Source organism: Streptomyces sp. ISL-100, assembly GCF_018614615.1.
Lineage (GTDB): Bacteria > Actinomycetota > Actinomycetes > Streptomycetales > Streptomycetaceae > Streptomyces.
Genome location: NZ_JAGGOK010000010.1, coordinates 97,427 through 124,286, shown reverse-complemented (window position 1 = coordinate 124,286; position 26,860 = coordinate 97,427). Strand labels below are relative to the sequence as shown.

Below are 26,860 nucleotides of genomic sequence, written 5' to 3'. Positions count from 1 at the left end.
AAGATGAATGAAACGCACACGCACACGCACTCGATCAAGCTCGTGGTCCTCGACATGGCCGGCACCACCGTCGCCGACGGCGGACTCGTCGAGCAGGCCTTCTCCACCGCCGCCGAACGCCTCGGCGTCGAGCCGGGATCGGACGATCACGCCACGAAGCTCGACTACGTACGCGCCACCATGGGCGAGTCCAAGATCTCCGTCTTCCGGCACCTCTTCGGGGACGAAGCCAAGGCCCAGCAGGCCAACGCCGCTTTCGAAGAGGCGTACGGAAACCTCGTCGACGCCGGGCACATCGCACCCGTCGCCGGCGCCCGCGAGGCCATCGAGAAGCTGCGCTCCGAGGGCCGGCGTGTGGTCCTGACCACCGGGTTCGCCCGCGTCACGCAGGACGCGATCCTCGACGCGCTCGGCTGGCAGAGGCTCGTCGAGCTGACGCTCTGCCCGGCCGACGCGGGTGGCCGGGGCCGCCCGTACCCGGACATGGTGCTGGCCGCGCTCTGCGCACGGGCGCCGCCGACGGGGTGCGGGAGATCGCGGTCGCCGGCGACACGTCGTACGACATGCTCAGCGGCGTCCGCTCCGGCGCGGGCGTTGTCGCGGGCGTCCTGACAGGTGCGCACGACCGCGAGCAGTTGCTCGCCCACGGCGCGACGCACGTCCTCGGCTCCGTCGAGGAGCTCCCCGATCTGCTGGCTCGGGAGGGGGGTCATCGTCACCACCGACCACGGCCACACCGACCCCGGCGGCCACGGCGGAAGCGCCATCGAGGAGCGGCGTACGTTCGTCCTCGCCCAGGGCCCCGGAATCGCCGCCGGCGCACGCCCCATCGACACCCGCCTCGTCGACGTCGCAGCCACCGTCTTCAAGCAGCTCGGGATCACGCCGGACCCCGCCTGGGGCCTGGACGGCAAGCCCATCCAGGAGCGTTCCACCGACCCCTTCGACGCCCTGCATTCCTCGCTCTCAACCCGCGTCGACGAGACCGGCATCCCGGCCGGCGTCCTCGGCTTCACGCACACCGCGCCCAGCGGCTGGTCCGTCATCAACAACGCCATGGGCACCGGCGGCATGACCGAGTGGCGCGGCTGGTCCTTCGCCACCGACGAGTTCTGGTCCAGGACCCAGCGCGACCAATCCCGCGAACTCAACGTCCGCTCGCGCGGCGTCTTCGCGGTCGCCGACTCCGACGAGTGGGCGGACAAGACCTTCTCCGGTACGTACGACTCGACGCTCGTCACCCCGGCGTACGCCGTCGGGGGCAAGGCCACCGTGAAGCTCGACTTCACCACCTTCTACCGGCAGGAGGGCAGCCAGAGCGCCCAGATCCTCGCCTCCTGGAACGGCGGGACTCCGGTCGCCGTCAAGTCGTACACCGCCGACGTCGTCTCGCAGCCCCAGTCCCTCACCCTGAACATCCCGTCCGGGGCCACCAGCGTCAGCTTCCGCTTCCGGTACACCGGCAGCAACAATTGGTACTGGGTGATCGACGGGGTGAAGATCACAGCAGGCTGATTAAGGTGGGGGCGCCCGGACGGTGTGGTCCGGGCGCCCCCAGCGTTTATTGCGTACGGCAGGAGTCCGGCACATGGCAGAGCGCAAGCCGATCGAATCATGGCTCACCGACATGGACGGCGTTCTCATCCACGAGGGAACGCCCATCCCCGGCGCCGATGCCTTCATCAAGCGCCTCCGCGATTCGGGCAGGCCCTTCCTGGTGCTGACGAACAACTCGATCTACACCGCCCGTGACCTCCACGCGCGCCTCTTCCGCATGGGCCTGGACGTGCCGGTCGAGAACATCTGGACCTCGGCGCTCGCCACCGCCCGCTTCCTGGACGACCAGCGCCCGGGCGGCACGGCGTACGTCATCGGCGAGGCGGGACTGACCACCGCGCTGCACGACATCGGTTATGTCCTGACCGACCACGAGCCTGACTATGTGGTTTTGGGCGAAACGCGCACATACTCCTTCGAGGCACTCACCAAGGCGATCCGGCTCATCAACGCCGGTGCGCGCTTCATCTGCACCAACCCGGACGAGACCGGCCCGAGCCGGGAGGGCCCGCTGCCCGCCACCGGCGCCGTCGCCGCGCTCATCACCAAGGCGACGGGCAAGGACCCGTACTTCGCGGGCAAGCCCAACCCGCTGATGATGCGGACCGGGCTCAACGCGATCGGCGCGCACTCCGAGACCAGCGCGATGATCGGCGACCGGATGGACACGGACGTCCTGGCGGGGCTGGAAGCGGGCATGGAGACGTTCCTGGTCCTGACCGGTCTGACGGGGCCGGCGGACGTCGACCGCTACCCGTTCCGGCCTTCGACGATCGTCGATTCGATCGCGGACCTCGTCGACCGCGTCTGACCGTTCGGCATGCTCTCCAGGGGTCCGTACGGCCCAGTCACAGGCCCCTGGAGATGCGAAATACGGCCGTACCGGTGAATCTTCGTAGTACCAGGAGGTTCACTATGCGCTCAATGCAGCTCGCTCTCTGTGCCGGAGTGGCGGCCGCGGCGGTCATCGTCCCGGCGGCCGCCGCCCACGCCGACAACGGCGCCGAGGGCCGGGTCGTCGTCACCCCGGCCACCATCGCTGCCGGCGGGGAGGTGGATCTGCGGGTCGACGTGTGCAGAAGCAGGCATGCCACCGGTACGTCCGACGCCTTCTCCTCGCCGGCGCACTTCAGCCCCGCCGCGGACCGCGGTGACCTGTTCGCCGAGGCCCGCATCCGCTCGGACGCCGAGGCCGGGGACTATCAGATCTGGGTGAAGTGCAAGGACGGCGGCCAGGCCAGTGGCACCGTCACGGTGGTCCACCACCACAAGCCCACTCACCACCCCACCCACCACGCGACCCCCATCGCACCCGTGCACGCGGGCGGCGGCGGCACGGCGAAGGTTGGCGCGACCGACGAGGGCGGGCCCGGGACGCCGCACACCGTGATCGGACTCGTGCTGGCGGGCGTGGCGGCCGTGGCAGTGGCCTACCGGAGCGTACGCCGTCGTCGTCGTACGGACTCGGACTGAGATGTCCGCCGAGGACCGCCCCGCCGGCGGCGGCGGACGGCTGCTGACGGGTGTCGCCTGGGCCATGCTGCTGCTCGGGCTGTGGCTGTGGGGCCGGGAGATGACCAACGGCGTCGGCGGCAGCTCGGCGCCGACCACCGGAGACGTGGCCGCTGTCGGCCGCCCGCTGGGAGTGCCGCTGCCTCCCGCGCACCCGCCCGTCGGTGGTACGGCGCCGCAGCACCTCGCCGTGCCGTCCATAGGCATCACGGCCCCCGTCGTGCCCCGTGGGCTCGACACGTCGGGCGCCGTCGATCCGCCGCCGTACCACCAGCCGTCGAAGGTCGGCTGGTACGGCAGCGGGACCGTGCCGGGCGCCGCGGGAGCCGCCCTGCTCGTCGGCCATGTCGACACCGAGAGCAAGCCCGCCGTCTTCTACAACCTGAGCGCCGCGCGCCCCGGCGAGAAGATCCGGGTGACGGGGGCCGGCGGCGAGCGCCTGGAATTCACCATCGACGACGTCCAGGTCTTCACCCGCGAACGCTTCGACCCGCAGAAGGTGTACGGCCCCCGCGAGAGCGACCGGGCGGAACTGCGCCTGATCACCTGCGGGGGCACGTACGACAAGAAGGCCCGCACCTACACGGCGAATGTGGTGGTATCGGCCTACCTGACGGGTACCGGCCAGGGCTGACCGGTCAGTGTTACGCCGTTACGCCGTTACGCCGCCACCGGCGCCCCCGCCGGAGCCGTGCGGGCCGCCGCGCGCAGGCCCAGCGCCCCGAACACCCCCGCGAACACCGCCCAAAGCAGCGCGTGCGAGGCCAGCGACAGTATGCGGAAGTCCCACAGCAGCGTCGCCGGTACGGGGACCTCGTCCGGGTTGCCCGGCAGCGCGAAGAGCACCGCGAGCGTCGCGACCGCCGTGACGGCCACCGCGACCTGGCGTACGGGAACCGACCGGTCGGCCAGGCGTACGTACACCTGCCAGGCCAGCACCATGCCGAGGATGCCGATCACGACGGCTGCCAGCCACAGGGCCTGGCGGTTGGCGACGGTGCCGGAGTCTCCGACCCCCGGCGGGTTGGCGGGGTAGCGGAGTCCCGGCAGCAGCGAGACCGCCACGAAGGCGGCCGCGCCGAAGGCCAGGGCGCGGGGCCACGGCCGTTCACCGAGGCCCGTACGGCGGTGCACCAGGGCGTAGGCGAGAGCGAACAGGGCGCCCAGCGCGAGGCCCGCTATGACCGCGGTGACGACGAGGCCGACGTGCTGTGTGGAGCGGGAGAACAGTTCCTCGTGGTGCTGGACGGCCGTGGCCGCAGCGTCGTGTGAGTGCTCCTCGGCGGCGGAGCGTGCCTCTTCGAGGCGGATCGCACGGTCCATCAGGGGCTCGGCGAGGAGCAGGGAGAACAGGCCGGCGGCAAGGCCGGCCACCCCGCCCGCCGCCAGCCCGCGTCCGAGCAGGGGCAGTACAGGTGTTGACATGGTGCTTACGGCCCCGATCAGTGGCAGGGGGCACCGAAGAGGTGCCTGCCGTCGTGCGAGAACTCGTGGAGGTAGTCGCCCGTCGCGGCGACGGCCGTGCCGTTGTCCATGAAGACCGCGTAGAGCGCGACCAGGGCGATGATTGCCGCAGCGGCCATGATCAGCCAGTGGCGGGTGGTGGTCGCGGCGGACGTGACCGCCGCGGTGTCGGTGTGCTGCGCGGTGTGCAGAGACATACCGGTGAGCCTCCTTCTGGGGTTTCCACGCCCCATTGCAGGAGAGGCGACGGGTCAGTTCCTGACTTCCGTACGGGGGCACTTGGGCCCTCGTACGGTCACAGTGGCGGGACCGTCCCGGGATCGCACCGGGTTCCTGTCCACCGTCGCCTCGATGTGTGTGGAGTTGTCCTCCGGAGAGTCCCAGCCTGGCTGAGCACTGTCAACAGGGCGGGTTACCGGCGTGGCTACCGGCGCTCGCGCACCCGTGCCCGTACCCTTCCGCGCCCCCGCGCCCGGCCGGTGTGTCAGGATGGTTTCGACCGGATGTGTCCGGGGAGGGGCCGGGGGGTCCTCATATATTCAGTGCAGCCAAGGGGGAGTTGGATGTACGGCAGTTACAGCGGCCGTAGGCGTAAGGGTGTCCTGGCGACCGCGGTGGGGGCTGTGGGGGCCGCACTGCTTCTGGCGGGCTGTTCCTCGTCCGACGGAGACGGCGGCGAGGAGACGAACCGGCCGCCGGTGAAGCAGCAGCCGAAGGGCAGCGATCCGTACTGGGTCAATCCCGAAGGAAACGCCGCCAAGCAGGTCGCGACGTACGCCAAGGAAGGCGACGACGAGAAGGCCGATCTGATCACGAAGATCGCCGAACAGCCGACTGCCGAGTGGATCGGCCCGGAGAACGCCGAGGCGCAGGCCAAGGGGTACACGGAGGCGGCCGAGAAGGCCGACCGCGACGCGCTGCTGGTGCTCTACAACATCCCGCACCGCGACTGCGGGCAGTTCTCGAAGGGCGGCGCCGCCGACGGCAACGCCTACCGGGCCTGGGTCGACGAGATCGCCAAGGGCATCGGCGACCGCCCGGCGACCGTGATCCTGGAGCCGGACGCGGTGCTGCATCTCGTACAGAACTGCACGCCGGAGGAGTTCCACGAGGAGCGGTACGACCTCCTCAAGGGCGCCATCAAGCGCCTCAAGCAGCAGCCGAAGGCCAAGGTCTACCTCGACGCGGGCAACGCGGGCTGGAAGACGCCGGACGCGCTGTTCGAGCCGCTCCAGTGGGCGGGCATCGCGGACGCCGACGGTTTCTCGGTGAACGTCTCCAACTTCCAGACCACCGAGGCGTCCAAGGAATTCGGCAAGAAGCTCTCGCCGAAGGTGGGCAACAAGCCCTTCGTGATCGACACCAGCCGCAACGGCAACGGTCCGTACACCGAGGGCGACCCCGAGGAGAACTGGTGCAATCCGCCGGGCCGCGCGCTCGGTGAGAAGCCGACCACCAAGACCGGCGACCCGCTGGTCGACGCGTTCCTGTGGATCAAGCGTCCCGGTGAGTCGGACGGCGACTGCAAGGGCGGCCCGAAGGCCGGCGAGTGGTACGAGGAGTACGCGCTCGAACTGGCCCGCAACGCGAAGTAGCCGTTACGCGGCATACGAAGGGAGGGCCGCCGGGCGGCCCTCCCTTCTCCGTTCCCGGGGCGACCTACGGGACCTCGATCCAGACACCCTCGGACGGCGTGCCCTGATCGTCCGTCACGAACAGCATGTAGTAGCCGGACGGGACCAGCGCCCGGTTCTTCGGCACGGTGACCGAGATGCCGTCCTTCGTCTTCTTCAGCTCCAGCGCGACCGTGCGCTGGTCGACGTCGGTGACGTGGGTGACGGCGCTGGGCCGCATCAGCTTGGCGTCCTTGATGGACGCGGCGTGCGCCGACTTGAAGGTCGCCGTACCGCCCCGCTCGATGGTCGTCGGTCCGCCGGAGAGCTTCGGCCGCGCGTCCCGGAAGAGGTACGGCGGCGTATAGATCTCGATGCGCTGCTCGAAGACGCCGGGCCGGGTGTTGTCCTTGTCGGAGTACAGCGAGTCGGACCCGAAGATCATGACCCGCCCGTCGGGCAGCAGTAGCGAGCCCGAGTGGTAGTTGCGCCCCACGGCCGGGTCGGCCACCCGGCGGTACTTGCCGGTCTTGGCGTCGTACAGCCGCGCCTCGAGGATGTCCGAGCCGCCGCGCCCGCGGTAGTCGTTCGAGCCGCCGGTGATCAGGACGGTGTCGTCGGGCATCAGGGACGCGCTCGGGTAGCGGGTGCCCTGATCGAGCGAGTCGCCGTCCTTGAAGCGGGGGTTCGGGTCCTTGAGGTCGACCAGGCGCGACTTCTCGCTGGACTTCTCGGACTCGCCGACCCCGCCGCCGCCGATGACCATGTACTTCTCGTCCTGGGCGGGAGGCAGCCGCACGGTCGCGGAGGTCTCCATCCGGTCGGGGTCGCTGAGGCCGGGGATTTTCTTGAACTTGTTGGTCTTCAGATCCCAGATGCCCGGCTCACGGCCCTCGTCGGCGGGGCCGTATCCGGCGTTGGACCCCGAGTAGAAGAGCTTGCCGTTGTTCATCAGGAAGATCGCCGGGTACGTCGGGAACTTCCTGATGACCCCGGTGTACTCCCACTTCTTCGTGACGGGGTCGTAGATCTCGTCCTTGCCGGGGACGATCTGACCGATCTCGTCCAGGCCGGACAGGGACAGGACCTTGCCGTCCTCCAGCGTGGTCAGCGTCGGGTACCAGCGCGCCTCGTTCATCGGGTCGACGGTGATGTACTTCTCCGCCACCGGATCGAACTCGTAGGCCTCCTTGATGCCCTGGAAGTCCTTCTTGTCCAGGGCGAGCTTCTGCGCTATGCCGTACACGTTCTTGGCGTCGGTGCCCGTGAGCCCGTGGATCCGGTAGTTGTCCTCCGTACCGGACTCGTACTTCTTCCCGGACGCCTTGGCCTCGACGTATATCCGCCCGAGGCCCGCCTCGGTGCGCAGGAACCGGCCGGTCTGCTTGTCGAAGATCTTCTTGGCCTTCTCGACGAGGACCGGGTCCTTGGAGACGTACGTCTTGCCGTTCTTCTTGCCCGTGAAGATCGTGCCCGCGGGCAGCGTCTTCGGGGCATCCGGGTCCTCGTTGTGGACGATCATCAGACCGCCCGCCTTGGTGACGTCACCTTCGAGCTTCTCGTACCGCTTGGTCCCGCCCGCCACCAGCAGCTTCCCGTCCGGAAGCTGGGTGTGCCCGGCGCAGAACATGTCCTTGGGCGTCGGGATCATCTTGTACGAGTCGGTCTTCGGGTCCCACAGCACCGACTCGAACTTCTTCGCGTCGAAGTTCTTCTGGTTGTTGCCCGAGCCCGCGATGAGCAGCACCTTGCCGGTGTGCAGCAGCGCGGCGTGGATCGTGTTGATCCGGAACTCGGAGGGGACGTCGAGGAAGTCCCAGTGGCCGTTCTCCGCCTTGTACTCCGGCCGGTTGATCTTGTAGTCGTGGTACTGCTCCGAGCCGAAGCGGTAGAGCGCGGGCCCGTTCATCCCCGCCAGAGCGAGCACCACCACACCCGTTATCGCCAGGCGGCGGGTGCGGCGGCTCGGACGGTAGTTCATTTCTTACGTCCCCCAAGGGCGATCTGCATGGTCTGGTCGGAAGCGGCCCAGGTGGGCTTCTGCTGAGGCAGGTGAGCCTCGGGCGGGGGACCGGCCGGCGGCTCGGACTGGCTCGGCGGCGGCGCCCCGTGCCTGCCCTGTGCCTTCTTTTTCTTCTTCTCCTCGCGCATGGACCAGCGCCAGGCGAAGATCGGGGCCGCCGTGATCAGCAGGGCCAGCGTGGCCCAGGTGATCATCGCGGGATGGTCGTGGCCGAAGAAGAAGGAGGAGCCGAGGGATCCGCCGAAGACCAGGATGAAGAACAGGTGGATACGGAAGGTGCCGAAGAGGGTGTCGGGGCTGGAGGAGTCGCCCTTGGGCGTCACCACGAAGCTGGACTTGCGGCGGAACGCGGCGTCCATGAGCGAGCGCGCGTAGATCGGCGCCGAGAGCGCGGACATCACCATGCCCGCCAGACCGCCGGAGCCCTCGGGCTCGTGCGGCGACACGTTGTGGCGGCGGTTCCAGATGTAGAGGCCGATCTGGAGCGCGGAAGCATTGCCGTACAGCATCATCCAGATCGCCGGGTCGATCTGCACACCCGAGGCGCCCATGCCCAGGAAGAGCGCGCAGCTCAGTGCCGCGAGGATCCAGTTCATGGCGGACATCGGGTAGAAGATGATCATCATCGTGTAGTTGAAGAGCTTGCCCGCCGGCATGGTGCCGTAGCCCCTCCAGTACTGCTTGAGGATCGTCTCGTACGTCCCGCGAGACCAGCGCAGCTGCTGCGTGAAGAAGTCGGTCCAGGCGGTCGGGCCCTCGCCGACGGCCAGCACGTCCGGGGTGTAGACGGACCGCCACTTCTTGCGGGTGGCCGGGTTCGTGGCGCGGTGGATCTCGAAGCCCGTGGCCATGTCCTCGGTGATCGAGTCGTACAGGCCGCCGATCTGCTTGAGCGTCGTGATGCGCACTGCATTGGACGTGCCGACGAACATGGGCGCGCCGTAGCGGTTACCTGCGCGCTGGATCAGGGCATGGAACAGGAACTGCTGCGACTCGGCGGCCTTGGTGACGAAGGTGTCGTAGTTGCCGTACACCTGCGGCCCGATGACGAAGCCGATGTTCGGGTCGCGGAAGTAGCCGAGCATCCGCTCCAGGTAGTTGGGCAGCGGCACGTGGTCGGTGTCGACGGAGGCGAAGAAGTCGTAGTCGTCACCGTGCGCGTCGAGCCAGGCGTTGTAGTTGCCGTGCTTGGTCTTGGCCCGGTGGGGGCCCTTGGCCTGGTTCCACTTCGCGACGCCCTTGCGCGAGAAGTGGTGCACGCCGAGGCGCTCGCAGACCTCCCTGACCGCCGGGTCGTTGCCCTCGTCCAGCAGCCATACGTGCATCAGCCCGCGGTGGCGGATCTTGACCGCCGCCTCCAGCGTCTTCGTCACCATCTCCAGCGGCTCTTTGCCGGGCACGAAGGAGGTGAGGAAGGCGACCCGGGTGCCGGTCTCGGGCACGACGGGGACGGGGTCGCGGGCGACCAGGGTCGCGTGCGCGTTCGACAGGACATTCAGCGTGCGGAAGAGCTCGATCAGTCCGATCGAGACCAGCATGACGATGTCGAGGATCAGCAGCGTGTCGTTCTTGAGGTTCGGGTCGCGCTCGGTCCAGTGCTCGGGCTGCATCAGCCAGACGAACAGACCGAGCGACAGCAGCGGCGCGGCACACAGCAGCAGGGCGGCGCGGATACGGTGCGGCTCCTGCGAGAGCAGCGAGCGGTACTGCACGGTGTACGGCTTGGCCGGGTCGGGCTGGGTCAGTGGCCCGGCGAGCCGGCTGTAGTGCTCGTAGTCGTATCTCGGCAGCGGCTTTTTGGCCCGCATACGGGATCCGCCGGGCCGCAGCTGCGGGGGTACCCGAAGCTGCGCGGTCCGGGAAGGGTCGTTGTTGTGCCGGGCGCCGGTCGGCGTCGACGTCATGAGTCATCCCCCCGCACGCATGCTGGCTGCGTGTGTTCGTCGGTCTCTTCGCCCGGAGCCGGTCCCCCTCGACCATCCCGGGCGTACAAGTGGCCTGCTGTCATCCCTTCAGACATGGGACGACAACCTTCCGGTTGCATGATGCCCGCCCCGGGATTGCTCCACGAACGGGGCCCCCGCCCCCTTTGCTTCGTCAGCCCCCCGGCTGCCGGACTCGCCCCCAACTTGCCCGAACCGCCCGCCCCATTGGAGCCACTGGCTCCAGGATAGGGTCTACGACCCCCATCCTTGATCGCAAGGGTGAAACAAGGTGTTTACCGGTCATACGCGGGCTTTGAGGGCTGGTTGCGACACGGGTTCGGTGTGGGTGGGGGTGTCCGGAAATCACCGAAGCCCCCTCACGCTCGGTGAGGGGGCTTCGACGTCGTGTGCGCCGCCAGGGACTCGAACCCCGGACCCGCTGATTAAGAGTCAGCTGCTCTAACCAACTGAGCTAGCGGCGCCTGTCTGACCCGGAGAACTTTACCCGACTGTCGCGGGTGCTCAGGACCGGCCACGCCGCGTACTGTCCGTTTGGTTATCATTTGGACCGTCAACATGCGTTATGTCCAGACAGTTGAAAGACTGTCACCCGTGCAGATGCGCCAAAAAAACCCACGGGAGTGGAACCGCATGACGATGCCGGTTTTCGAGGAGTACGAGCCTGCGGCCGACTGTGGCTGCCCCGGCTGCGCCCAGGAACGCCGGGCCGCAGCCCTCGGCCTGACGGTCGCGGCCGGCGGCCACCCGGCCGCCCACGGAGCCCGCCGCGCGCTGGTGCTCGCCACCGCCGCGGGCGTGGTCCTCGGCGGCGGCGCCGGCGGCGCGGCGACCGCCGCCGCTCCCGGGCACGCGCCCGCCAGGACGGGAGCCGACCACGACCCGGAGACCCCGCAGGGCGGCCCCGGTCCGCTGCACGGCGGCCGGCCGCAGAGCGGCCAGACGGGCGAGAGCGCGCACGCGACGCCGACGGCCACCCGGCCCGCCCTGAGGATCACCACCCGGGCCGAGATCATTACCCGCGCCAAGCGCTGGCTGGACGCCAAGGTCCCGTACAGCATGGAGAAGTACTGGAGCGACGGATACCGGCAGGACTGCTCGGGGTACGTCTCGATGGCCTGGAACCTTGACGGCAACGAATGGACGGGGAGCCTCGCCGAGTACGGCACGCGTATAAACCGGGAGCAGCTGGAGCCCGGCGACATCCTCCTCTTCCACAACCCGGCCGACCCGAACAAGGGCTCGCACGTCACGATCTTCGGCGGCTGGACCGACTCCACGCAGACCCACTACATCGCGTACGAGCAGACCCGCCCGCACACCCGCAAGCAGGCCACCCCGTACGCCTACTGGAACAACTCCTCGCGCTATCTCGGGTACCGCTACAACGGACTCAGCGGCGGCACCGGCGGCGGCGCTTCCACCGCAACGGCCTATCCCGGCCGGAAGTTTTTCGGACCGGGCGCGAACAACAGGTACGTCACCCAGCTCGGCAAGATGCTCGTCGCCCGGGGCGGCAAGCGGTTCTACAGCGTGGGCCCCGGGCCGGCCTGGGCCGAGGCCGACCGGCGCGCCACCGAGGCGTTCCAGCGCGCCCAGGGCTGGACGGGCTCGGAGGCCGACGGCACGCCGGGGCCGCACACCTGGCGGCTGCTGGTCTCGAACCAGGGCAACGACATCCCGGCCGCGGACGGCGGCGGCCAGGGCTCCGGCAGCGGTTCCGGCGGTACGACGACGGGTGCGGGCACGGGAACGGGCGCCACGACCGGTGGCGTGAAGTTCCCCGGCCGTCAGTACTTCAGGCCCGGTCAGTCGAACGAGTACGTCGACCAGCTCGGCAGACAACTGGTGAAGAAGGGCTACGGCAAGCACTACGTGTCGGGGCCCAGCCCGCGCTGGACCGAGGCGGACCGGCGCAACGTCGAGGCGTTCCAGCGTGCGCAGGGCTGGCGCGGTGCGGCGGCCGACGGCTACCCCGGCCCGCAGACCTGGCGGCGGCTCTTCGCATGACGGAGGAACGATGAGCACGACGACATCAGAGACATCCGAGCCCGACGGTTCATCCTCGGTGGCGGCCTCCGCACCGGCCGCCTCCGGGCGGCCGGGCGCCGAGGCCACGCCGAGGGCCCCGGTCATCAGGAACGAGTCCACCGTCGAGATCCCGGTGCATCTCCTCTTCCGCGACGACATCGGCCCGACCGCGCTGACGCTGCCGCCGGGCGCCTCGGTGATCAGCCGCAGGAAGGGCACGGGCGAGCAGCCGCGCGTCGAGGGCCGCGGGGCGCCGACGCCCGCGCCTGCCTCCGCCTCCGCACCTGGACCAGTCCGGTCCCCCCGGCCCGCAGTGCCCGCCGACCCCGGGCTCGCGGAGCGGCCCGGCCCCGTGCTGCCCGGCTGGTGCGCGGTCGGCGTGGGGGCGGGCGCGCTCGCGGTGGGCGCGGCGGTGGTGTGGTGGACCGGGGCGGTGCCGCCGCCGGTCGCCGTACTGCTCGGGCTGCCCCTTCGCCCGTACGACGGAATCGCGCTCGGGACATGGGCGGTGCTGGCCGCGCTGGTGATTTTGGTCCTCTTCGCGTTCGGCGGTCTGGCCCGGGGGCGGGTCGGATACGCGTGGGTGCTCTCGCTGTTCGGCGACTACCGGGGGACCGTGCGGCGCAGCGGCCTGGTGTGGGTGAGCCCGATGCTGCTGCGCCGTCGGGTCGACGTACGGCTGCGGCATTGGCGCAGCGAGCCGATGCCGGCCGTGGACGCGCGCGGCGTCGCGCTGCAGGTCGTGGTCCTGGTGGTGTGGCGGATCAGGGACACCGCGCGGGCGATGCTCGCTGTCGAGGACCACGTCCAGTACTTGCGGGAGCAGGTGGAGGCGGCGATGGCTCGGGTGCTCTCGCAGTTGCCCGCCGACGCCTTCCACGACACCGCGCCGACGCTGCGCGACGCGGAGTCGGTCGGCGACGCACTGACCCGGATGCTGTCGGCAGAGGCGGCGCCGGTGGGCATCGACGTCTTCTCGGTGCAGCCGACGCGGATCGAGTACGCCCCCGAGGTGGCGGCGGCGATGCGGCGCAGGCGGGTAGCGGCGCTCGACGCGCAGCACCGGGACAGTGTGCTGTCGTCGGTGGTGGACGCGGTGGACGACACGGTGACGCGGCTGACCTCGCGCGGGCTCGTCGAGCTGGACGACTACGAGCGCAAGGTGCTCGTGAAGGACCTGACGGTCGCCTTCTACACGGGGCGTGGGGAGGGTTCGTGAACGCATCCACGATTGGTCTGGACATGTTCAATTGCCGTTAATACATTGAGACTTGGTCTAGACCGCACGACACGCGCGCAGCACAGCTCACAGAACTGCCCCCACGTTCAGGAGCCAGCATGCGAATCAAGACAGGTGCGGCCGTGGTCGGCCTCGCGATAGCCGGGGTGTCCCTCATGGGCACCGGCAGCGCGAGCAGCCACGGCTACACGGACTCCCCGATCAGCCGGCAGAAACTCTGTGCCAACGGCACGGTGACCGGCTGCGGCAACATCCAATGGGAACCGCAGAGCGTCGAAGGGCCGAAGGGATTCCCCACCTCCGGTCCGGCCGACGGCAAGATCTGCGCCGGCGGCAACAGCCAGTTCGCCCAGCTCGACGACCCTCGCGGAGGAGCCTGGCCCGCCACCAAGCTCACCGCCGGTCAGGGCTACGGCTTCCGCTGGCAGTTCACCGCCAGGCACGCGACGAGTGACTTCAGGTACTACATCACCAAGAACGGCTGGGACTCCAGCAGGCCGCTCACCCGGGCGGCCCTGGAATCGCAGCCGTTCATGACGGTCCCGTACGGCGGTCAGCAGCCGCCGTCCACGCTGACCCACCAGGGCACGATTCCCACCCAGAAGACGGGGCGGCACATCATCCTGGCGGTCTGGAACGTCGCGGACACGACGAACGCGTTCTACGCGTGCTCGGACGTGCGGTTCTGACCCTGGATCAGTCAACCGGCGCCGTATCCCCGCTGTGCCACAGCGCGGCGGCCCTCACGGGGGCCGCCGTTGCCGGCAGCGCTGGGGGCGCCCTACGGGCGCGTCCTCAAGCTCCGGACGGGCTGGACTTTGCCCCCTGGGCAACTTCAGCCCCTCCGGCGTTTGAGGAGCGGGTCTGGGGCGGAGCCCCACGCGGCGGAGCCGCAAATGTCACAGCGCTTGCGCAGCGGCGGGAGTGGGAAGGATTGCGTGGCTTACGAGTCCTAGGGGGCAGATGTGACGTCCATGCCGCGCAGGCAGTTCCTGCAGTCCGCCGCCGGAACCGCCATCGCGGCCGGAGCGATCGGGGGCCTGCCCCCGGCAGAGGCTTCGGCAGCCGGAGCCGCCACCCCCCTCCACCTCACCGCCGCCACCAACGGCGCAGCCACCCCCACCACCCCCACCGGCCCACTCGTCGCCGAGGTCCAGAACATCCTCTGGGCAGTCCCGCGCGACGGTTCGCCCGCCACCGCACTCACCCCGCCCGACCTCGAACCGAGCCGCCCCACCTGCTCCCCCGACGGCCGGCACATCGCCGCCGCCTGCTTCAAGGGCGGCCAGTTCCACATCTGGGTCATGGCCAGGGACGGCTCCGGCGCGCGTCCTCTCACCGCCGACGGCCCGTGGGACGACCGCGCCCCCGCCTGGTCCCCGGACGGAACCCGCATCGCCTTCTCCTCCGAGCGCGGCGGCGACCCCGTCAAGGGCAGCCCGTACCGGATCTGGTCCGTCGACGTACGCACCGGAAAGCTGACCCAGCACACCGGCCTGCCCGGCCAGCAGGGGCCGGGGCAAGGGGCCGCCTGGGAGGATTTCGACCCGGTGTGGTCGCCGGACGGTGCCACGATCCTCTTCATCAGAGGCACCTTCGACGGCGCCGCACTCAAGTCCCGAACCCTCGCCGCCACCCCGGCCAGCACCGCCGGACCCGTCACCGTCGAACACGCCGACCCCGGCCCGGGGAATCTCCTCACCCCCGCCCTCTCCCCGGCCGGCCGCCGCGCCTGGCTCAGCACCCTCGCCCCCGCGCCCGGCCGCTACGAGCAGGTCACCCTCGTCGTGGACGGCAAGCTGGCCCCCGTGGACGGCGAGATCGCCACCGCCCCGCCCCGCTGGCTCGACGACGAGCGGCTGCTGCTCACCGTCGACGGCCGGTTCCGCATCGTCCGCCCGCACCGAGACGCCCCCGCCGAGACCGTCCCGTTCGAGGCGACGCTGCCCGTCGCACGCCCCAGGTACCGCACCAAGACGCACGACTTCGAGCCGGACCGCGCCCGCCCCGTGCGCGGCATCCACCTCCCCGCGCTCTCCCCGGACGGCGCCTCCGTCGCCTTCGCCGCGCTCAACGCACTGTGGGTCGCGCCCACTTCAGGCGCCTCGACCGCCCTGCGCAAACTGGTCCAAGCCGCCCCCACCACCTACCTCCAGGGCCCCGTCTGGACCCCCGACGGCCAGGCGCTGCTGTACGTCGACGACCGCGACGCCGGGCTCAACGCCGTACGCCGCCACGACCTGACCACCGGCAAGGACACAGCACTCACCGGGCCCGGCCGCGTCCACGCCGCCCTCTCCACGGACGGCAAGCGCCTCGCCGCACTCGACCTGGCCGGAAACCTGATCGTCCGCGACCTCGCCACCGGCGCCGAGCAGACCCTCGCCGCCCCGCTCGGCGGCGGCGGACTGCCCGGCCGTCCCAGCTTCTCGCCGGACGGCCGCTACCTCGCGTACTGCGACCGCAACCGCCTCAACCGCCGCCACCGCGAGGGCTACAACCTCATCCGCGTCGTCGACACGACCACCGGCGCCTCCCGTCTCCACCCCCTCGCCCCGCACGTCTCGCTCTCCGACCGATACGCGTCCGGCCCCGTCTGGTCCCCGGACGGCCGCTCCATGGCCTGCGTCAGCGAGTCGGCCCTGTGGCTGCTCCCGGTCCGCCCGGACGGTACGCCCGACGGCGAAGCCCACCGCCTCACCGCCGACGACGAGCCCGCCGACCACCCCTCCTGGTCCGCCGACTCCCGTACGCTCCTCTACCTCTCCGGCACCCGCCTGCGCCTCCACCCGCTCGGCGACAGCGACGGCGACGGCCGCCCCCGCACCGTCCCGGTCCGCCTCACCTACCGCCGCCAGACCCCCATCGACACGGTCGTCCACGCCGGCCGCCTCTGGGACGGGACGGGCACGACCGGCGGCCCGGTCCGCGAGGACGTCGACATCCTCATCCGCGCCGGCCGTATCACCGCCGTCGAACCCCACCGCCCCGGCCGCCGCGCCACCCGCCGCGTCGACGCGTCCGCCCGGACGGTGCTCCCGGGCCTGTGGGATACGCACACCCACCCCTGGCAGTACACGTACGGCGCCCGCCAGCCCGCGCTGAATCTGGCGTACGGCATCACGACCACCGTCTCCTTCGCCGGTTTCAGTTACGAGCAGGCCCGCCTCCGGGAAGACATCACCTCCGGCCGCCTCGCCGGACCCCGTCTGCTCACCACCGGCGAACTCCTCGACGGCTCCCGCGTGGCGTACAGCATGGGCCGCGCGCACACCACCCGCGCCGGGCTGCGCCGCTCGCTGTCCCGGGGCGAGGCTCTCGCCTGGGACTTCGTGAAGACGTACGTCCGCGCCCCGGGCTGGGTGATGGAGGAGGCGGCCCGCTTCGGCCACGAACGGCTCGGCGTACCGTCCGGTTCCCACCTCTGCTCGCAGGGCATCCAGACCGGCCAGGACCTGACCACCCACCTCGTCGCCACCGAACGCGCCGACCACGGGCACGGCGCGACCGCCGGTGGCGTCACCCACCAGGACACCGTCGAGAACTACACGCGCGGCGGCCTGAGCCTGATCGAGACCCCCTTCACCGCGAGCCACCTCCTCGCCGACAGCCCGGAGCTCGCCGACGACCCGAGGGTGACGGCGATGATGCCCCCGTGGGACGCCGAGGGAGTCCGCGCGCTGGCGGCAAGAACACCCGCCGCGAGCGAGCGCCTCGCCCTGCGCCGCGAAATGGCGACCGTACGTACCGTCATCAAGGGCGGCGGCCAGGTGGCCCTGGGCACGGACTCACCGATCACACCCGTAGGCCTCTTCCTGCACCTGGCCCTGCGCGCCCTGGTCCGCCACGGCTTCTCCCCTTCCGAGGCACTGCTCACGGCGACCGCTGTCCCGGCGGCGGTCTTCGGCGCGGCCCAGGACCTCGGCACGATCCAACCGGGCAGGCTCGCGGACCTGACGATCATCGACGGCGACCCGTTCACGGACTTCGACGACCTGACGAAGACGGACAAGGTGCTGATCGCGGGCCGCGCCCATGAGCGGGCAGCCCTGGAGCGTACGTACACAAAGCCGGCCACCCGCACGACCCCGGCGTCCGGCGGCTGGGCGGCAGTAAGCGACCAGATGCGCCGCGGCGGCTGCTGCTGAGGAGTGTGAGGAGACACACGAAAAAGACCCCCGCTTCCGCGAGGGTCTTTCGTCTGTGCGCCGCCAGGGACTCGAACCCCGGACCCGCTGATTAAGAGTCAGCTGCTCTAACCAACTGAGCTAGCGGCGCTTGACTCGTAAATAGTACCTGGTCCGCAGGGGTGCCCAGGACCACGCCCGGGTGCCGGGCCGGCCCCGTCACAGCGCCAGCGACAGCACCACGGGCGCCGCCCTGCGGTTCAGCGTGTCCGCTGCCGAGCGCAGGCGGTGGGCGTGTTCCAGCGGCAGGGACAGCGCCAGGCAGCCCACCGAGGAGCCGGCCGTGAGCGGCACTGCCGCGCAGACCGTGCCCACCGCGTACTCCTGGAGGTCGAGGACCGGAACCGTGGGCGGCTGGCTGTCCAGCTTGGAGAACAGCACCCGCTCGTTGGTGATCGTCTTTGAGGTGAGCCGGGCGGTCTTGTGACGGGACAGGTGATCGCGGCGTCCGTTCTGGTCGAGCTGGGTGAGCAGGCACTTGCCGATCGCGCTCGCGTGGGCGGCCGACCTGAAGTCCACCCACTCGTTGACCTTGGGCGTACGCGGTCCCTCGGCGACCTGCATGACCTTGATCTCGCCGTCGATGTACCTGCTGATGTAGATCGCCGCGCCCACCGTGTCGCGCAGGTGGTCGAGCGTCTGCTGCAGCTTGGCCTGGAGTGCCTCGCGCCGGGTGGACCCCGACCCGAGCGAGCGAGTCGCCGACGACGTACGCGCCGTCCATCACCTGTTCGACGTATCCCTCGCGGCGCAGCATCAGCAGCAAGGAGGTCAGGTGGGCAGTCGGGAGTCCGGTCTCGCGGGCGATCTGTACATCGGTCACACCGCTCCCGTGCCTGGAGACCGTCTCCAGTACACGCAGGGCGTACTGCACCGAGTGGAACGGTGCTGTCGGCTCCGGCTTCAGCGCCACGGTTTCCCCCTACCAGGTTGTGACCGTTTGCATCTGTTCCACAGTAGCCGCCAAGACCCGCTTACGGGGCAGGTGTTGACGACATTGTGGCGCGCCCCGGCTTCGTAAGCTGGGGCGCGCCACTCTGGCATATGCCAGAGGCAGGATTTCGACCTGGATGAAGAAGTCAGAGCACCGCGCCGAGGAACTCGCGGGTACGTTCGTGCTCCGGATTGTTGAAGATCTTCTCGGGGGATCCGGACTCGATGACCCGCCCCGAGTCGAACATCAACACGTCGTCCGAGATGTCCCGTGCGAAGTTCATCTCGTGCGTCACGCAGAGCATGGTGATGTCGGTCGTACGGGCGATGTCGCGCAGTACGTCGAGCACGCCCGCCACCAGCTCCGGGTCCAGCGCCGACGTCACCTCGTCCAACAGCAGCACCTGCGGACGCATCGCCAGCGCCCGCGCGATGGCGACCCGCTGCTGCTGGCCGCCGGAGAGCTGCGTGGGCTTCGCGTCCTGCTTGTCGGCGAGCCCGACCAGATCCAGCAGGCCCTTGGCGCGCTCGGCGGCCTCGTCCTTCGACATGCCGAGAACCCGTACCGGCGCCTCGGTGACATTGCGCAGGACGTTCATATTCGGAAAGAGATTGAACTGCTGGAACACCATGCCGATGTTCTTGCGCACCTCGCGGACTTCCTTCTCGCCCGCTGGGAAGAGCTGCCCGCCGTTCACCCGGATTACGCCCTCGTCGGGCTTCACCAGAGTCATCAGCAGCCGCAGGATCGTGGTCTTGCCCGATCCGGACGGCCCGATGAGTGTCACGTGCTTTCCGCTCTGGACCGAGAAACAGAGATTGTCCAGGACGGTGTTGTCGCCGAATCTCTTGGTGACGTTGTCGAAACGGATCAATTCGTTGGGGGTCGACGGGTTCGAGGGGGTCGAGTCAGCGGACAAGACGACGCTCCAGGGCTCGCAAGAGAAGAGAAGCCGGGTAGGCGATGAGGATGAAGGCGACGCCGACGACGGTCAGCGGCTCGGCGTACTGGAAGCTCTGCGCGCTCGCCAGCCTGGCCTGCTGGAGCATCTCCAGTACGCCGATGGCCATGAGCAGCGGAGTGTCCTTCAGCATCGAGATGACGTAGTTGCCCAGCGCGGGCACGATCCGGCGGATCGCCTGCGGCAGGATCACCGCGAACCAGGTGCGCGAGGCCGGCAGGCTGAGCGCCGTGGCCGCCTCCCACTGCCCGACCGGAACCGCGTCGATGCCGGCCCGGTAGACCTGCGCCGTGTACGTCGAGTAGTGCAGCCCGATCGCGAGCGTGCCGGTGGCCTCCGCCGAGAACTGCACGCCCCACTCCGGCAGGACGAAGAAGAAAAAGAACAGCTGCACCAGCAGCGGGGTGTTGCGGATGAACTCGGTGACGATGTTCACCGGCCAGCGGACCCAGCGCGGCCCGCGGTATCCGATCGCCCAGACCAGGCCGAGCGAGAACGAGAGCAGCGAGCCGAGCACGAGGGCCTGGAGCGTGACGAGCAGCCCGTCCCAGAACGCCGGCATGAAGTCCGAAACGGCGGACCAGTCCCAGTTGTTCATCGCGTCCCTCCGGCTGCGGCGGTGATCCCGATACCGGCCTTGGTCTTGCGCTCAAGCACCCGCATGCCGCGGGTGAGGACGAAGGCGATCACGAAGTAGATCACCAGGGTCACCGAGTAGATCTCCACGCTCTCCTGGGTCGCCAGGCGCACCAGGTACGCGGAGAACGACGTGTCGGCCACGCCGAGAAGCGACACCAGCGCCGTGCCCTTGAGCAGTTCGATCAGCAGGTTGTTGAAGGGCGGGATCATCTCGGGCACCGCCTGCGGCAGCAGGATCAGCCGCATCCGCTGCCAGGGGGTGAAGCTGAGCGCCACCCCCGCCTCGCGCTGCGCCGGGGTCACCGAGTTCAGCGCGCCGCGCACGACCTCGGCGCCGTACGCCCCGTATGAGAGTCCCAGCGCCAGGACGGCCGCCCACATCGGGACGAGCGCCCAGCCGAAGAGTCCCGGCATCACGAAGAACAGCCAGAACATCAGCACCAGCGCGGACGTGCCGCGGAAGACCTCGGTGTAGAAGCCCGCCAGGAAGCGGACGACGCGCGAGTGGTGGGTGCGGGCGATGCCGATGCCGAAGGCCACGACGGCCGCGAGGGCGGCGCTGTACACGGTCAGCTGGATGGTGATCCAGATGCCGGGGAGAATCCAGTGGGTCCACAGTCCGGCTGTCATTTGCACAGCTCCTCTGCGGTCATCGTGGTCATCTCCGCCTTGGTGAAGCCGAACGGCTGGAGGATCCGGAAGAGTTCACCGCTCTTCTTCATCTTGTGGATCTCCACGTTGAAGGCGTCGCGCAGTTCGGCGTCGCCGAGTCGGAAGGCGAAGCCCCCGCCGTCGACCTTCTTCTTGCCGTCCACGAGCGGCGCGAAGGGCTTCGTCGCCTCGGCCCTGGTGCTCTTCTTCACCACGCCGCGGCCGGTCAGCGCGGTGCCAGCGAAGACGTCGACCCGGCCGGACTCCACGGCGTTCAGGCCCGCGACGGGGTCCTGGTAGATGGCTATTTCCTTGCGCGGGATGCCGGCGGCGACCGCGTAGTCGATCTCGGCGTACCCGGCGCCGGTGGCGATCTTCGCCTTGGCCTCGACGACGTCCTGGTACGAAAGGAGCTTCTTCGGGTTGCCCTTGCGCACGATGAACGAGTCGAGCATCTGGTACTCGGGGTCGGCGAAGAGGACTTGGGCGCAGCGTTCCTTGTTGATGTACATCCCGGCGGAGACCACGTCGAACTGCTGCGACTGAAGGCCCGGGATGAGAGAGGAGAAGTCGGTGGGGGAGGGCTGGACGCGGGGCACGCCGAGCCGCTTGAAGATCACCTTCGCGAGCTCCACCGCCTCGCCGGTGAATGCGCCCTGCTCGTCGATGTATCCGTACGGAGCCTCGCCCGCGATGCCGAGCCGCACCGTGCCCTGCGACTTCAGCCGGGCGAGGGTGTCGCCGGACGGGACCTTGCTGCAGCCGGCCGCGCCGAGCGCCCCCGCGGCACCCAGTGCGGCCGTGCCGAGCAGGAGCGAGCGCCGGCGTATGGAGGAGTGTCTTGTCGCGCTTCCTGAGTCATTCCCTGGTGGTGGAGCCATGGGCGCGCGGCTACCCGACTCCAGGCCAGGTATGCCGATGAATTCCGGCCCCTGCTGCGGTGGGTGCGCCCTTGACCCGCTGGGGACCATGAGGACATGACCGACCGATTCGTGGACGTATCGCTCGACAAGCGCGGTGTGCGCTGCACCGCGAAACTCCTGGACGACCTGGCGCCTGCCACCTGCGAGGCGGTGTGGCAGGCGCTTCCGCTGGGCGGGGATGTCTATCACGCGAAGTACGCGCGTAATGAGATCTACGCCCTGGTCGCTCCCTTCGCCGCGCAGGAGCCGCCGCTGGAGAATCCCACGGTCACCCCCATCCCCGGTGACCTCTGCTATTTCTCCTTCTCCGACACCCAGCTGGGTACGGCCTCCCACGGCTACGGCCCGCAGCCCACGCTGCGGGCCGGCCACGGCGTAGTGGACCTCGCCCTCTTCTACGAACGCAACAACCTGTTGCTCAACGGCGATACGGGCTGGGTTCCGGGCATCGTCTGGGGCACGGTGGTGGACGGCTTGGACCGAATGGCCGAGGCCTGCCAGGACCTGTGGCGGTCAGGCGCGGTCGGAGAAACCCTCACCTTCCGCCGGGCCTGACCGGCTCGCGCCGGGTTGGCACACCGCAGGGACCTCACCGGTGCGGCGACCGGGCCTGCCGTTGCCGTACGTGGGCGTCAGCGGTGTGCGGAGCACTGACGACGCTCTGGGCGGTGACGGCCCGGCTGGCCAGAGTGACACCGCTGGAGATCCGGCAGCTGCGACCGATGACCACTCCTGGGCCAAGACTGATGACGCTGCCTGTCTGGACGCCGTCCCCGATCAGCGCGCCGAACTGCGTCGTACCGCAACGGTAGAGCCCGTCCGGGACCCGCACGATGACCTCTCTGTCCGGGGCGCGCATGTCCTCGCACAGGTGGATCGCGGCGACGGTGACACCTGCCGACAGGTGGGCTTCTGTGCCGACGATCGTGCGGTTGATGCTGATGCGGTGGCCCAGCACCGCTCCTTCGCCCACGACGCAGGCTGTTACTTCGCAGTTGAAGCCTACCGACGCACCGGCGCACAGTACGGAACCCTTGCGTACGGTGGAGAACTCGTGGATCCGCACATCGGGGCCGATGATGACGTCCTCGCCCACGATCGCCAGCGGGTGGACGAACGCGGTGGGGTGGATGCGTTCAGGGACCCGGGCGAGGGCTTCCCGATGCAGTCCGGGCCAGGCTGTCAGGAATGCGGCCAGCTCGTACCGTTCCAGGTGTCCATAAGCGGTTGTGCTGATCGGGCCCATGGTGGCGCCGCCGACGTAGTCGCCAAGGTGAATGGACGGCATGGCTGGGGTTCCTCCCGTATGTCTGGTAGATGACGGCGGCCGCTAAGCTCGCCGCTTACGTCATCGCCGAGAGCTGGAGATCTGGACGTGTCCCGACCGTGTGTGGGTGTGGCAGTGCTGACCCTGGGCAATCGCCCGGCCGAGCTGCGGGCTCTGCTCGACTCGGTGGCCAAACAGGACGAGCCCGCCGCCCACGTGGTGGTGGTCGGCAATGGGTCTCCCCTGCCTGAGCTGCCGAAATGGTTGACCGGCGTCGAGGTGGACGAGAATTTGGGGGTGTCCGGCGGCCGTAATGTGGCGATGGAGCGACTGCGGGAATTCGGGGATGTCGACGTCCTGGTCGACCTGGACGACGACGGCCTTTTGATCGCGGCCGACGTGGTTCGCCGCATCGCGGATCTGTACGCCTCCGACCCGAAGCTGGGCATCGTCAGCTTTCGGATCGCGGACGAGACCGGACAAACGCAGCGACGGCATGTGCCCCGCCTGCGAGCCGGTGATCCGATGCGCCGGGGCCTGGTGACGACTTTTCTCGGTGGCGGACACGCGTTGTCGATGCCGATGCTGGATCAGATCGGCGGGTGGCCTGACGCCTTCTTCTTCACTCACGAGGAAACTGATCTCGCCTGGCGTGCCCTGGATGGCGGCTGGAAGATCCTCTACGAGCCGGAGCTGGTGCTCCAGCACCCGCATACGTCACCGGCCCGGCACGCGGTGTTCTACCGCATGACCGCCCGGAACCGGGTCTGGATGGCCCGCCGTCACCTGCCCGCCCTCCTGGTGCCCGTCTACCTCGGGACGTGGGTCGCCCTCACGTTGGCCCGCATGCGGTCTGTGGCGGGCCTGCGGGCCTGGTTCGGCGGGTTCGTCGAGGGTGTGCGTACGCCGTGTGGCGAGCGGCGCCCCATGCACTGGCGCACGGTGTGGCGCATGGGCCGCCTGGGCCGGCCGCCGGTGATCTAACCGGCTTGGCTCGTTTCCCGAAGCCAGTCCGGCACAGCCGCCGGGGTCTTCTTCATCCACTTCACGTAGCGGTCCACCCCCTCAGGCACCGTGACCTGTGGCCGCCAGCCGAGCATGTCCTCCATCCGTCGCGTGGACGCGAAGCCGCCGAGCGGGTCGCCGGGCGGCATGGGGGTGTTCATGCACTGGGCATTCGGGAAGTGCTCGCGGACCTGTTCGGCCACGGCTCGGACGCTCGTGGGGGTGCCGGTGCCGATGTTCAGGGCCTCGGTGTGTGCCTGCGGGGCGACCAGCGCCCGCAGTGTGCCTTCCGCGATGTCGTCGACGTGGACCAAGTCGCGGATCTGATGGCCGCCACCGTGCAGGTGCAACGGCAGGCCGAGCGCCGCCCTGGTGGCGAACCAGGCCACCACCCACGAGTGACTTCCCGGCTTGATGGTCTGCGGCTCCCCGTAGACTGAGAAGTATCGGACCACGGTGTACGAAGTGCCCACCGCGCCGAGTGTGAGCGCGGTCTGGGTCTCACCCCAGGCCTTGGTGTTGGCGTACACCGACATCGGTCGTACGGGCGAGGCGGCTTCGTTGAACTGGGGCGGGATGCGGCCGTACACGGACTCGAGGATCTGTCGCATGGACAGAAGGTCCACGTTGTGTGTCTCGTCGGGGTTCCCGTTGCCGTAGACGCTGGCCGAGGAAACGTGGACGAAGCGCTGGATGCGATCGGTAGCGGCCACGGCGTCGAGTAGCACCTGTGTGCCGATGATGTTCGCCTGGATCGCCGCGAGCGGGTTGCGGGTGCAGGCGGCGACGTCTGCCAGGGCGGCAGCATGGACAACGTAGTCGCACTCGGGCAGGATCCGGCCGACCGCCTCCCTGTCCCGTACGTCGCTGACGATGACGTCGGGATCGGTGGGGTCGATCCCGAACAGCTCCTTGTAGACGAAGGACGGGTAGGCGTCCAGCGTGCACAGGCTGATGGGGCGGGCCCTCAGTTCCCGCAACCGTTTGGCGATGCGGCTGCCGATGAGACCGCCTCCGCCAGTGATCAGGACGGTGCGGCCGGAAAGCTGGGAGAGGGGAGAGCTGCGGTCGTGCACGGTGCCTCCTCGAAACGACGGTGTCAGGCAAGGACACCCCGGGGGGTACGTTGGCCTGGCCGAAGGGTTCGCCTCCGAGGGCATAAGTTGCCGGGTCACCTGGCCGGCCCCTCGCCCCTGGCCGTCGCGCGCTGCCGAATCACCCTGTCGAACTGAGCGGAATACAGCTCCACTTCGTCAGAGGTGAGGACGAGGATCGATTCCTCCTTGCTGCCGGAGTGGTGGTGGACTGCGACGGGCATCGCCATCTGCTGGGCGCGATGGTCATAGGTCACATCGCGCTGGATCGGTGTCACGTGGCTGATCACTACTGGCTCCTTTGTGTCCGTGGACGGTGGTGGCGTCCGAACTGGTCGCCGAACAGCACCCGTTCGCCGAGGTGCGTGAAGTTCAGTCAACAGACGGGTAAGGCCCTCGTAGAGGTGCCAGGCTGTAATCCCGTGTAGTCCCGCGTAACCCATGCAGGGAGGGGCGCGACGTGCGAGACGACGAGCCGATCGGACACCTGATCCGGCCGGCGTGCGAAGCGCGCGGATGGGGGCCGGCGAAACTGGCCCGCGAGTTGGGCATCGCGGAAGGCCGGGGACCTGACGGGCTCAGCCGCCAGTACGTCCGCAAGTGGATGGCTGGAGAACGCGAGCCCGATTACTGGCGGCTGTACCTCGTGCAAGTCCTTGACCTGGAAAGCCTCCAGGTCGGCGATAACGCCGAGCCGATCGACGCCGTCGTGGATACCGTGGCGTCAGTCATTGACGTGGGAAGGAGCGATGTGCAACGCCGGGATTTCCTGGCCGGGTCCAGTGCATATGCCCTGAGCGCGCTCGCGCTGCCGGATCTGGCGGCCATCGAACGCCGCACCCGTACTGCCCGTGCCGGAGCTGTACGGGTCGGGGTGGGTGAGGTCCAGGCTGTGCGGCAGATGGCTCGGGTCTTGGGCGATGCGGCAGCAGAACACGGGGGTGGCCACGCCCGCCACCTAGTCGTGCGCTACCTGACCGAAGATGTGGCGGGCTGGCTCAACGGCAGATTCACCGCCGCAGTCGGCAGCGAACTGTTCGCCGCCACGTCCCAACTCGCACATCTGGCCGGGTGGATGGCCCAGGACGAAGGCAACCAGGGCCGGGCCCAGCAGTATTACGTTCACGCTCACAAGCTGGCAGCCGAAGCCGGTGACCCCGAACTGTCCGCGACCGCCCTGCGCGGGCTGGCGGTGCAAGCCATCGACCTCGGATATCGGGCGGTCGCCGTACGGCTGGCGGAGAAGTGCGTCGAACAAGCCAGGCACCTGTCCGATCCGCGGGCCGTCTCGTACTACCAGACCACGTTGGCGGACGCCGCCGCCCACGACGGCGACCGCGCCACCGCCGCCCGGGCTCTCGGCGCCTCTCAGACCGCCATCGAACGCTCAAGCCTTGTACCGGGCGAGTCGTGGGCCTCCCACTTCGACATCGGCCGGTGGGCCCACCACTCGGGGATGATCCTGGCCCGGCTCGGGGACTTCGACGGAGCATCCGAGCACCTGCACCAGGCCCTCGAAATCCACGGCCTCGACCGTCGCCGCAGTCGCGCGATCGTCCTGGCCGACCTCGGCCAGGTCCAGCTCCGCCAGGGCGACCCGGACGCCGCCTTTGCCACCTGGGGCGAATTCGTGGACTGTGCGGAGGGGATCAAGTCGGTCAAGGTCCACGATGCCGCCCAGGACATGCACGCCCGCCTCGGGCGATACGAGAGCGTCGCTGAAGCCCAGGAACTTCGGGAGCAAGCCGCACGGCTGGCGCTGTGAAATGCCCGCTTCGGCCGGATCGTGGCTGCCGCGACCTGGTGAACCGCGACC

Annotated in this window: 22 protein-coding genes, 2 tRNA genes, 3 pseudogenes and 1 riboswitch; of the genes and pseudogenes, 13 read left to right on the top strand and 14 right to left on the bottom strand. The window is 69.3% G+C overall.

Annotated elements, in window-relative coordinates; genetic code table 11:
• Nucleotides 1–3: 3 nt before the first annotated feature.
• From J7E89_RS06010 to J7E89_RS05990, 5 genes and pseudogenes are all read left to right on the top strand, one after another.
• A pseudogene (locus tag J7E89_RS06010) lies at nt 4–701 on the top strand (phosphonatase-like hydrolase); the annotation flags it as partial.
• Between the two features lie 7 nt (nt 702–708).
• Nucleotides 709–1,515, top strand: a pseudogene (locus tag J7E89_RS06005) (nucleotide pyrophosphatase); the annotation flags it as partial.
• A gap of 73 nt (nt 1,516–1,588) precedes the next feature.
• Nucleotides 1,589–2,368: an HAD-IIA family hydrolase gene (locus J7E89_RS06000; protein WP_214969186.1), complete on the top strand. Its 780-nt coding sequence runs from the start codon at nt 1,589–1,591 to the stop codon at nt 2,366–2,368.
• A 104-nt stretch (nt 2,369–2,472) separates the two neighbouring features.
• Nucleotides 2,473–3,030 (top strand): hypothetical protein, encoded by a 558-nt coding sequence (locus J7E89_RS05995; RefSeq protein ID WP_214969184.1) that lies wholly within the window; start codon nt 2,473–2,475, stop codon nt 3,028–3,030.
• Nucleotide 3,031: 1 nt separating this feature from the next.
• Nucleotides 3,032–3,703, top strand: a complete 672-nt coding sequence (locus tag J7E89_RS05990; protein WP_214969182.1) for a class F sortase — start codon at nt 3,032–3,034, stop codon at nt 3,701–3,703.
• A gap of 26 nt (nt 3,704–3,729) precedes the next feature.
• On the opposite strand, the gene J7E89_RS05985 is transcribed toward J7E89_RS05990, so the two are convergent.
• The gene (locus tag J7E89_RS05985) at nt 3,730–4,494 is read right to left on the bottom strand and encodes a CbtA family protein (RefSeq protein ID WP_214969180.1); all 765 of its coding nucleotides are present in this window, start codon (nt 4,492–4,494) and stop codon (nt 3,730–3,732) included.
• 17 nt (nt 4,495–4,511) lie between these two features.
• Complete coding sequence (locus tag J7E89_RS05980; RefSeq protein WP_214969177.1) at nt 4,512–4,730, bottom strand: CbtB-domain containing protein; 219 nt, start codon at nt 4,728–4,730, stop codon at nt 4,512–4,514.
• Between the two features lie 55 nt (nt 4,731–4,785).
• Nucleotides 4,786–4,870, bottom strand: a riboswitch (cobalamin riboswitch).
• Between the two features lie 226 nt (nt 4,871–5,096).
• Between J7E89_RS05980 and J7E89_RS05975 the strand changes: the two genes are divergently transcribed.
• Nucleotides 5,097–6,128, top strand: a complete 1,032-nt coding sequence (locus tag J7E89_RS05975; protein WP_214969175.1) for a glycoside hydrolase family 6 protein — start codon at nt 5,097–5,099, stop codon at nt 6,126–6,128.
• 64 nt (nt 6,129–6,192) lie between these two features.
• Here J7E89_RS05975 and J7E89_RS05970 read toward each other — a convergent pair whose 3' ends face one another.
• From J7E89_RS05970 to J7E89_RS05960, 3 genes are all read right to left on the bottom strand, one after another.
• A complete protein-coding gene (locus J7E89_RS05970) occupies nt 6,193–8,127 on the bottom strand; it encodes a kelch motif-containing protein (protein ID WP_214969173.1) in 1,935 nt (644 codons plus the stop codon).
• Nucleotides 8,124–10,073, bottom strand: coding sequence for a glycosyltransferase (locus tag J7E89_RS05965; RefSeq protein WP_214969171.1), 1,950 nt, complete (start codon nt 10,071–10,073; stop codon nt 8,124–8,126). Before J7E89_RS05965 ends, J7E89_RS05970 begins: the two co-directional genes overlap by 4 nt.
• Before the next feature lie 429 nt (nt 10,074–10,502).
• Nucleotides 10,503–10,576 (bottom strand) — tRNA-Lys (locus tag J7E89_RS05960).
• A gap of 169 nt (nt 10,577–10,745) precedes the next feature.
• Between J7E89_RS05960 and J7E89_RS05955 the strand changes: the two genes are divergently transcribed.
• The 4 genes from J7E89_RS05955 (at nt 10,746) to J7E89_RS05940 (ending at nt 17,531) form a co-directional block, all read left to right on the top strand.
• Nucleotides 10,746–12,122, top strand: a complete 1,377-nt coding sequence (locus J7E89_RS05955) for a peptidoglycan-binding protein (protein WP_214969168.1) — start codon at nt 10,746–10,748, stop codon at nt 12,120–12,122.
• Nucleotides 12,123–12,132: 10 nt separating this feature from the next.
• On the top strand, nt 12,133–13,362 hold the full coding sequence (locus tag J7E89_RS05950; RefSeq protein WP_214969166.1) for an SPFH domain-containing protein: 1,230 nt from the start codon (nt 12,133–12,135) through the stop codon (nt 13,360–13,362).
• A gap of 119 nt (nt 13,363–13,481) precedes the next feature.
• Entirely contained in the window at nt 13,482–14,072 is a 591-nt protein-coding gene (locus J7E89_RS05945; protein ID WP_214969164.1) for a lytic polysaccharide monooxygenase, read from the top strand.
• Nucleotides 14,073–14,357: 285 nt separating this feature from the next.
• The gene (locus tag J7E89_RS05940) at nt 14,358–17,531 is read left to right on the top strand and encodes an amidohydrolase family protein (protein WP_214969482.1); all 3,174 of its coding nucleotides are present in this window, start codon (nt 14,358–14,360) and stop codon (nt 17,529–17,531) included.
• Nucleotides 17,532–17,587: 56 nt separating this feature from the next.
• Here the strand turns inward: J7E89_RS05940 and J7E89_RS05935 are convergent.
• From J7E89_RS05935 to ehuB, 6 genes and pseudogenes are all read right to left on the bottom strand, one after another.
• Nucleotides 17,588–17,661 (bottom strand) — tRNA-Lys (locus J7E89_RS05935).
• Nucleotides 17,662–17,729: 68 nt separating this feature from the next.
• Nucleotides 17,730–18,483: pseudogene (locus tag J7E89_RS05930) on the bottom strand (IclR family transcriptional regulator).
• Nucleotides 18,484–18,649: 166 nt separating this feature from the next.
• Nucleotides 18,650–19,423, bottom strand: coding sequence for an ectoine/hydroxyectoine ABC transporter ATP-binding protein EhuA (gene ehuA, locus J7E89_RS05925; RefSeq protein WP_214969162.1), 774 nt, complete (start codon nt 19,421–19,423; stop codon nt 18,650–18,652).
• The gene (ehuD, locus tag J7E89_RS05920; RefSeq protein ID WP_214969160.1) at nt 19,413–20,063 is read right to left on the bottom strand and encodes an ectoine/hydroxyectoine ABC transporter permease subunit EhuD; all 651 of its coding nucleotides are present in this window, start codon (nt 20,061–20,063) and stop codon (nt 19,413–19,415) included. Before ehuD ends, ehuA begins: the two co-directional genes overlap by 11 nt.
• Nucleotides 20,060–20,734, bottom strand: coding sequence for an ectoine/hydroxyectoine ABC transporter permease subunit EhuC (gene ehuC / locus J7E89_RS05915; RefSeq protein WP_214969158.1), 675 nt, complete (start codon nt 20,732–20,734; stop codon nt 20,060–20,062). Before ehuC ends, ehuD begins: the two co-directional genes overlap by 4 nt.
• Nucleotides 20,731–21,636, bottom strand: coding sequence for an ectoine/hydroxyectoine ABC transporter substrate-binding protein EhuB (ehuB, locus tag J7E89_RS05910; protein WP_214969156.1), 906 nt, complete (start codon nt 21,634–21,636; stop codon nt 20,731–20,733). Before ehuB ends, ehuC begins: the two co-directional genes overlap by 4 nt.
• A 96-nt stretch (nt 21,637–21,732) precedes the next feature.
• Between ehuB and J7E89_RS05905 the strand changes: the two genes are divergently transcribed.
• Nucleotides 21,733–22,233, top strand: coding sequence for a DUF3830 family protein (locus tag J7E89_RS05905; protein ID WP_214969153.1), 501 nt, complete (start codon nt 21,733–21,735; stop codon nt 22,231–22,233).
• Nucleotides 22,234–22,267: 34 nt separating this feature from the next.
• Here the strand turns inward: J7E89_RS05905 and J7E89_RS05900 are convergent, their stop codons facing one another.
• Nucleotides 22,268–22,966 (bottom strand): transferase, encoded by a 699-nt coding sequence (locus J7E89_RS05900; protein ID WP_214969151.1) that lies wholly within the window; start codon nt 22,964–22,966, stop codon nt 22,268–22,270.
• A 102-nt stretch (nt 22,967–23,068) separates the two neighbouring features.
• On the opposite strand from J7E89_RS05900, the gene J7E89_RS05895 reads away from it, so the two are divergent.
• Nucleotides 23,069–23,929, top strand: coding sequence for a glycosyltransferase family 2 protein (locus tag J7E89_RS05895; protein ID WP_374196792.1), 861 nt, complete (start codon nt 23,069–23,071; stop codon nt 23,927–23,929).
• Here J7E89_RS05895 and J7E89_RS05890 read toward each other — a convergent pair.
• Entirely contained in the window at nt 23,926–25,026 is a 1,101-nt protein-coding gene (locus J7E89_RS05890) for an NAD-dependent epimerase/dehydratase family protein (protein ID WP_308315352.1), read from the bottom strand. The genes J7E89_RS05895 and J7E89_RS05890 overlap by 4 nt on opposite strands.
• A gap of 95 nt (nt 25,027–25,121) precedes the next feature.
• Nucleotides 25,122–25,334, bottom strand: coding sequence for a hypothetical protein (locus J7E89_RS05885; RefSeq protein ID WP_251060151.1), 213 nt, complete (start codon nt 25,332–25,334; stop codon nt 25,122–25,124).
• 170 nt (nt 25,335–25,504) lie between these two features.
• Here J7E89_RS05885 and J7E89_RS05880 point away from each other — a divergent pair, with 170 nt between their 5' ends.
• Nucleotides 25,505–26,809 (top strand): helix-turn-helix transcriptional regulator, encoded by a 1,305-nt coding sequence (locus tag J7E89_RS05880; protein ID WP_308315351.1) that lies wholly within the window; start codon nt 25,505–25,507, stop codon nt 26,807–26,809.
• The last annotated feature ends 51 nt before the right edge of the window (nt 26,810–26,860 follow it).

Bases quoted from the DNA above. Each gene is read 5' to 3' on its own strand.
- J7E89_RS05940 (WP_214969482.1), top strand. From the start codon at position 14,358: ATGCCGCGCAGGCAGTTCCTGCAGTCCGCCGCCGGAACCGCCATCGCG.
- J7E89_RS05905 (WP_214969153.1), top strand. From the start codon at position 21,733: ATGACCGACCGATTCGTGGACGTATCGCTCGACAAGCGCGGTGTGCGC.
- J7E89_RS05985 (WP_214969180.1), bottom strand. From the start codon at position 4,494: ATGTCAACACCTGTACTGCCCCTGCTCGGACGCGGGCTGGCGGCGGGC.
- J7E89_RS05990 (WP_214969182.1), top strand. From the start codon at position 3,032: ATGTCCGCCGAGGACCGCCCCGCCGGCGGCGGCGGACGGCTGCTGACG.
- J7E89_RS05975 (WP_214969175.1), top strand. From the start codon at position 5,097: ATGTACGGCAGTTACAGCGGCCGTAGGCGTAAGGGTGTCCTGGCGACC.
- J7E89_RS05965 (WP_214969171.1), bottom strand. From the start codon at position 10,073: ATGACGTCGACGCCGACCGGCGCCCGGCACAACAACGACCCTTCCCGG.
- ehuD (WP_214969160.1), bottom strand. From the start codon at position 20,063: ATGAACAACTGGGACTGGTCCGCCGTTTCGGACTTCATGCCGGCGTTC.
- J7E89_RS05900 (WP_214969151.1), bottom strand. From the start codon at position 22,966: ATGCCGTCCATTCACCTTGGCGACTACGTCGGCGGCGCCACCATGGGC.
- J7E89_RS05995 (WP_214969184.1), top strand. From the start codon at position 2,473: ATGCGCTCAATGCAGCTCGCTCTCTGTGCCGGAGTGGCGGCCGCGGCG.
- J7E89_RS05970 (WP_214969173.1), bottom strand. From the start codon at position 8,127: ATGAACTACCGTCCGAGCCGCCGCACCCGCCGCCTGGCGATAACGGGT.
- J7E89_RS06000 (WP_214969186.1), top strand. From the start codon at position 1,589: ATGGCAGAGCGCAAGCCGATCGAATCATGGCTCACCGACATGGACGGC.
- J7E89_RS05950 (WP_214969166.1), top strand. From the start codon at position 12,133: ATGAGCACGACGACATCAGAGACATCCGAGCCCGACGGTTCATCCTCG.
- ehuC (WP_214969158.1), bottom strand. From the start codon at position 20,734: ATGACAGCCGGACTGTGGACCCACTGGATTCTCCCCGGCATCTGGATC.
- J7E89_RS05955 (WP_214969168.1), top strand. From the start codon at position 10,746: ATGACGATGCCGGTTTTCGAGGAGTACGAGCCTGCGGCCGACTGTGGC.
- J7E89_RS05945 (WP_214969164.1), top strand. From the start codon at position 13,482: ATGCGAATCAAGACAGGTGCGGCCGTGGTCGGCCTCGCGATAGCCGGG.
- ehuB (WP_214969156.1), bottom strand. From the start codon at position 21,636: ATGGCTCCACCACCAGGGAATGACTCAGGAAGCGCGACAAGACACTCC.
- J7E89_RS05980 (WP_214969177.1), bottom strand. From the start codon at position 4,730: ATGTCTCTGCACACCGCGCAGCACACCGACACCGCGGCGGTCACGTCC.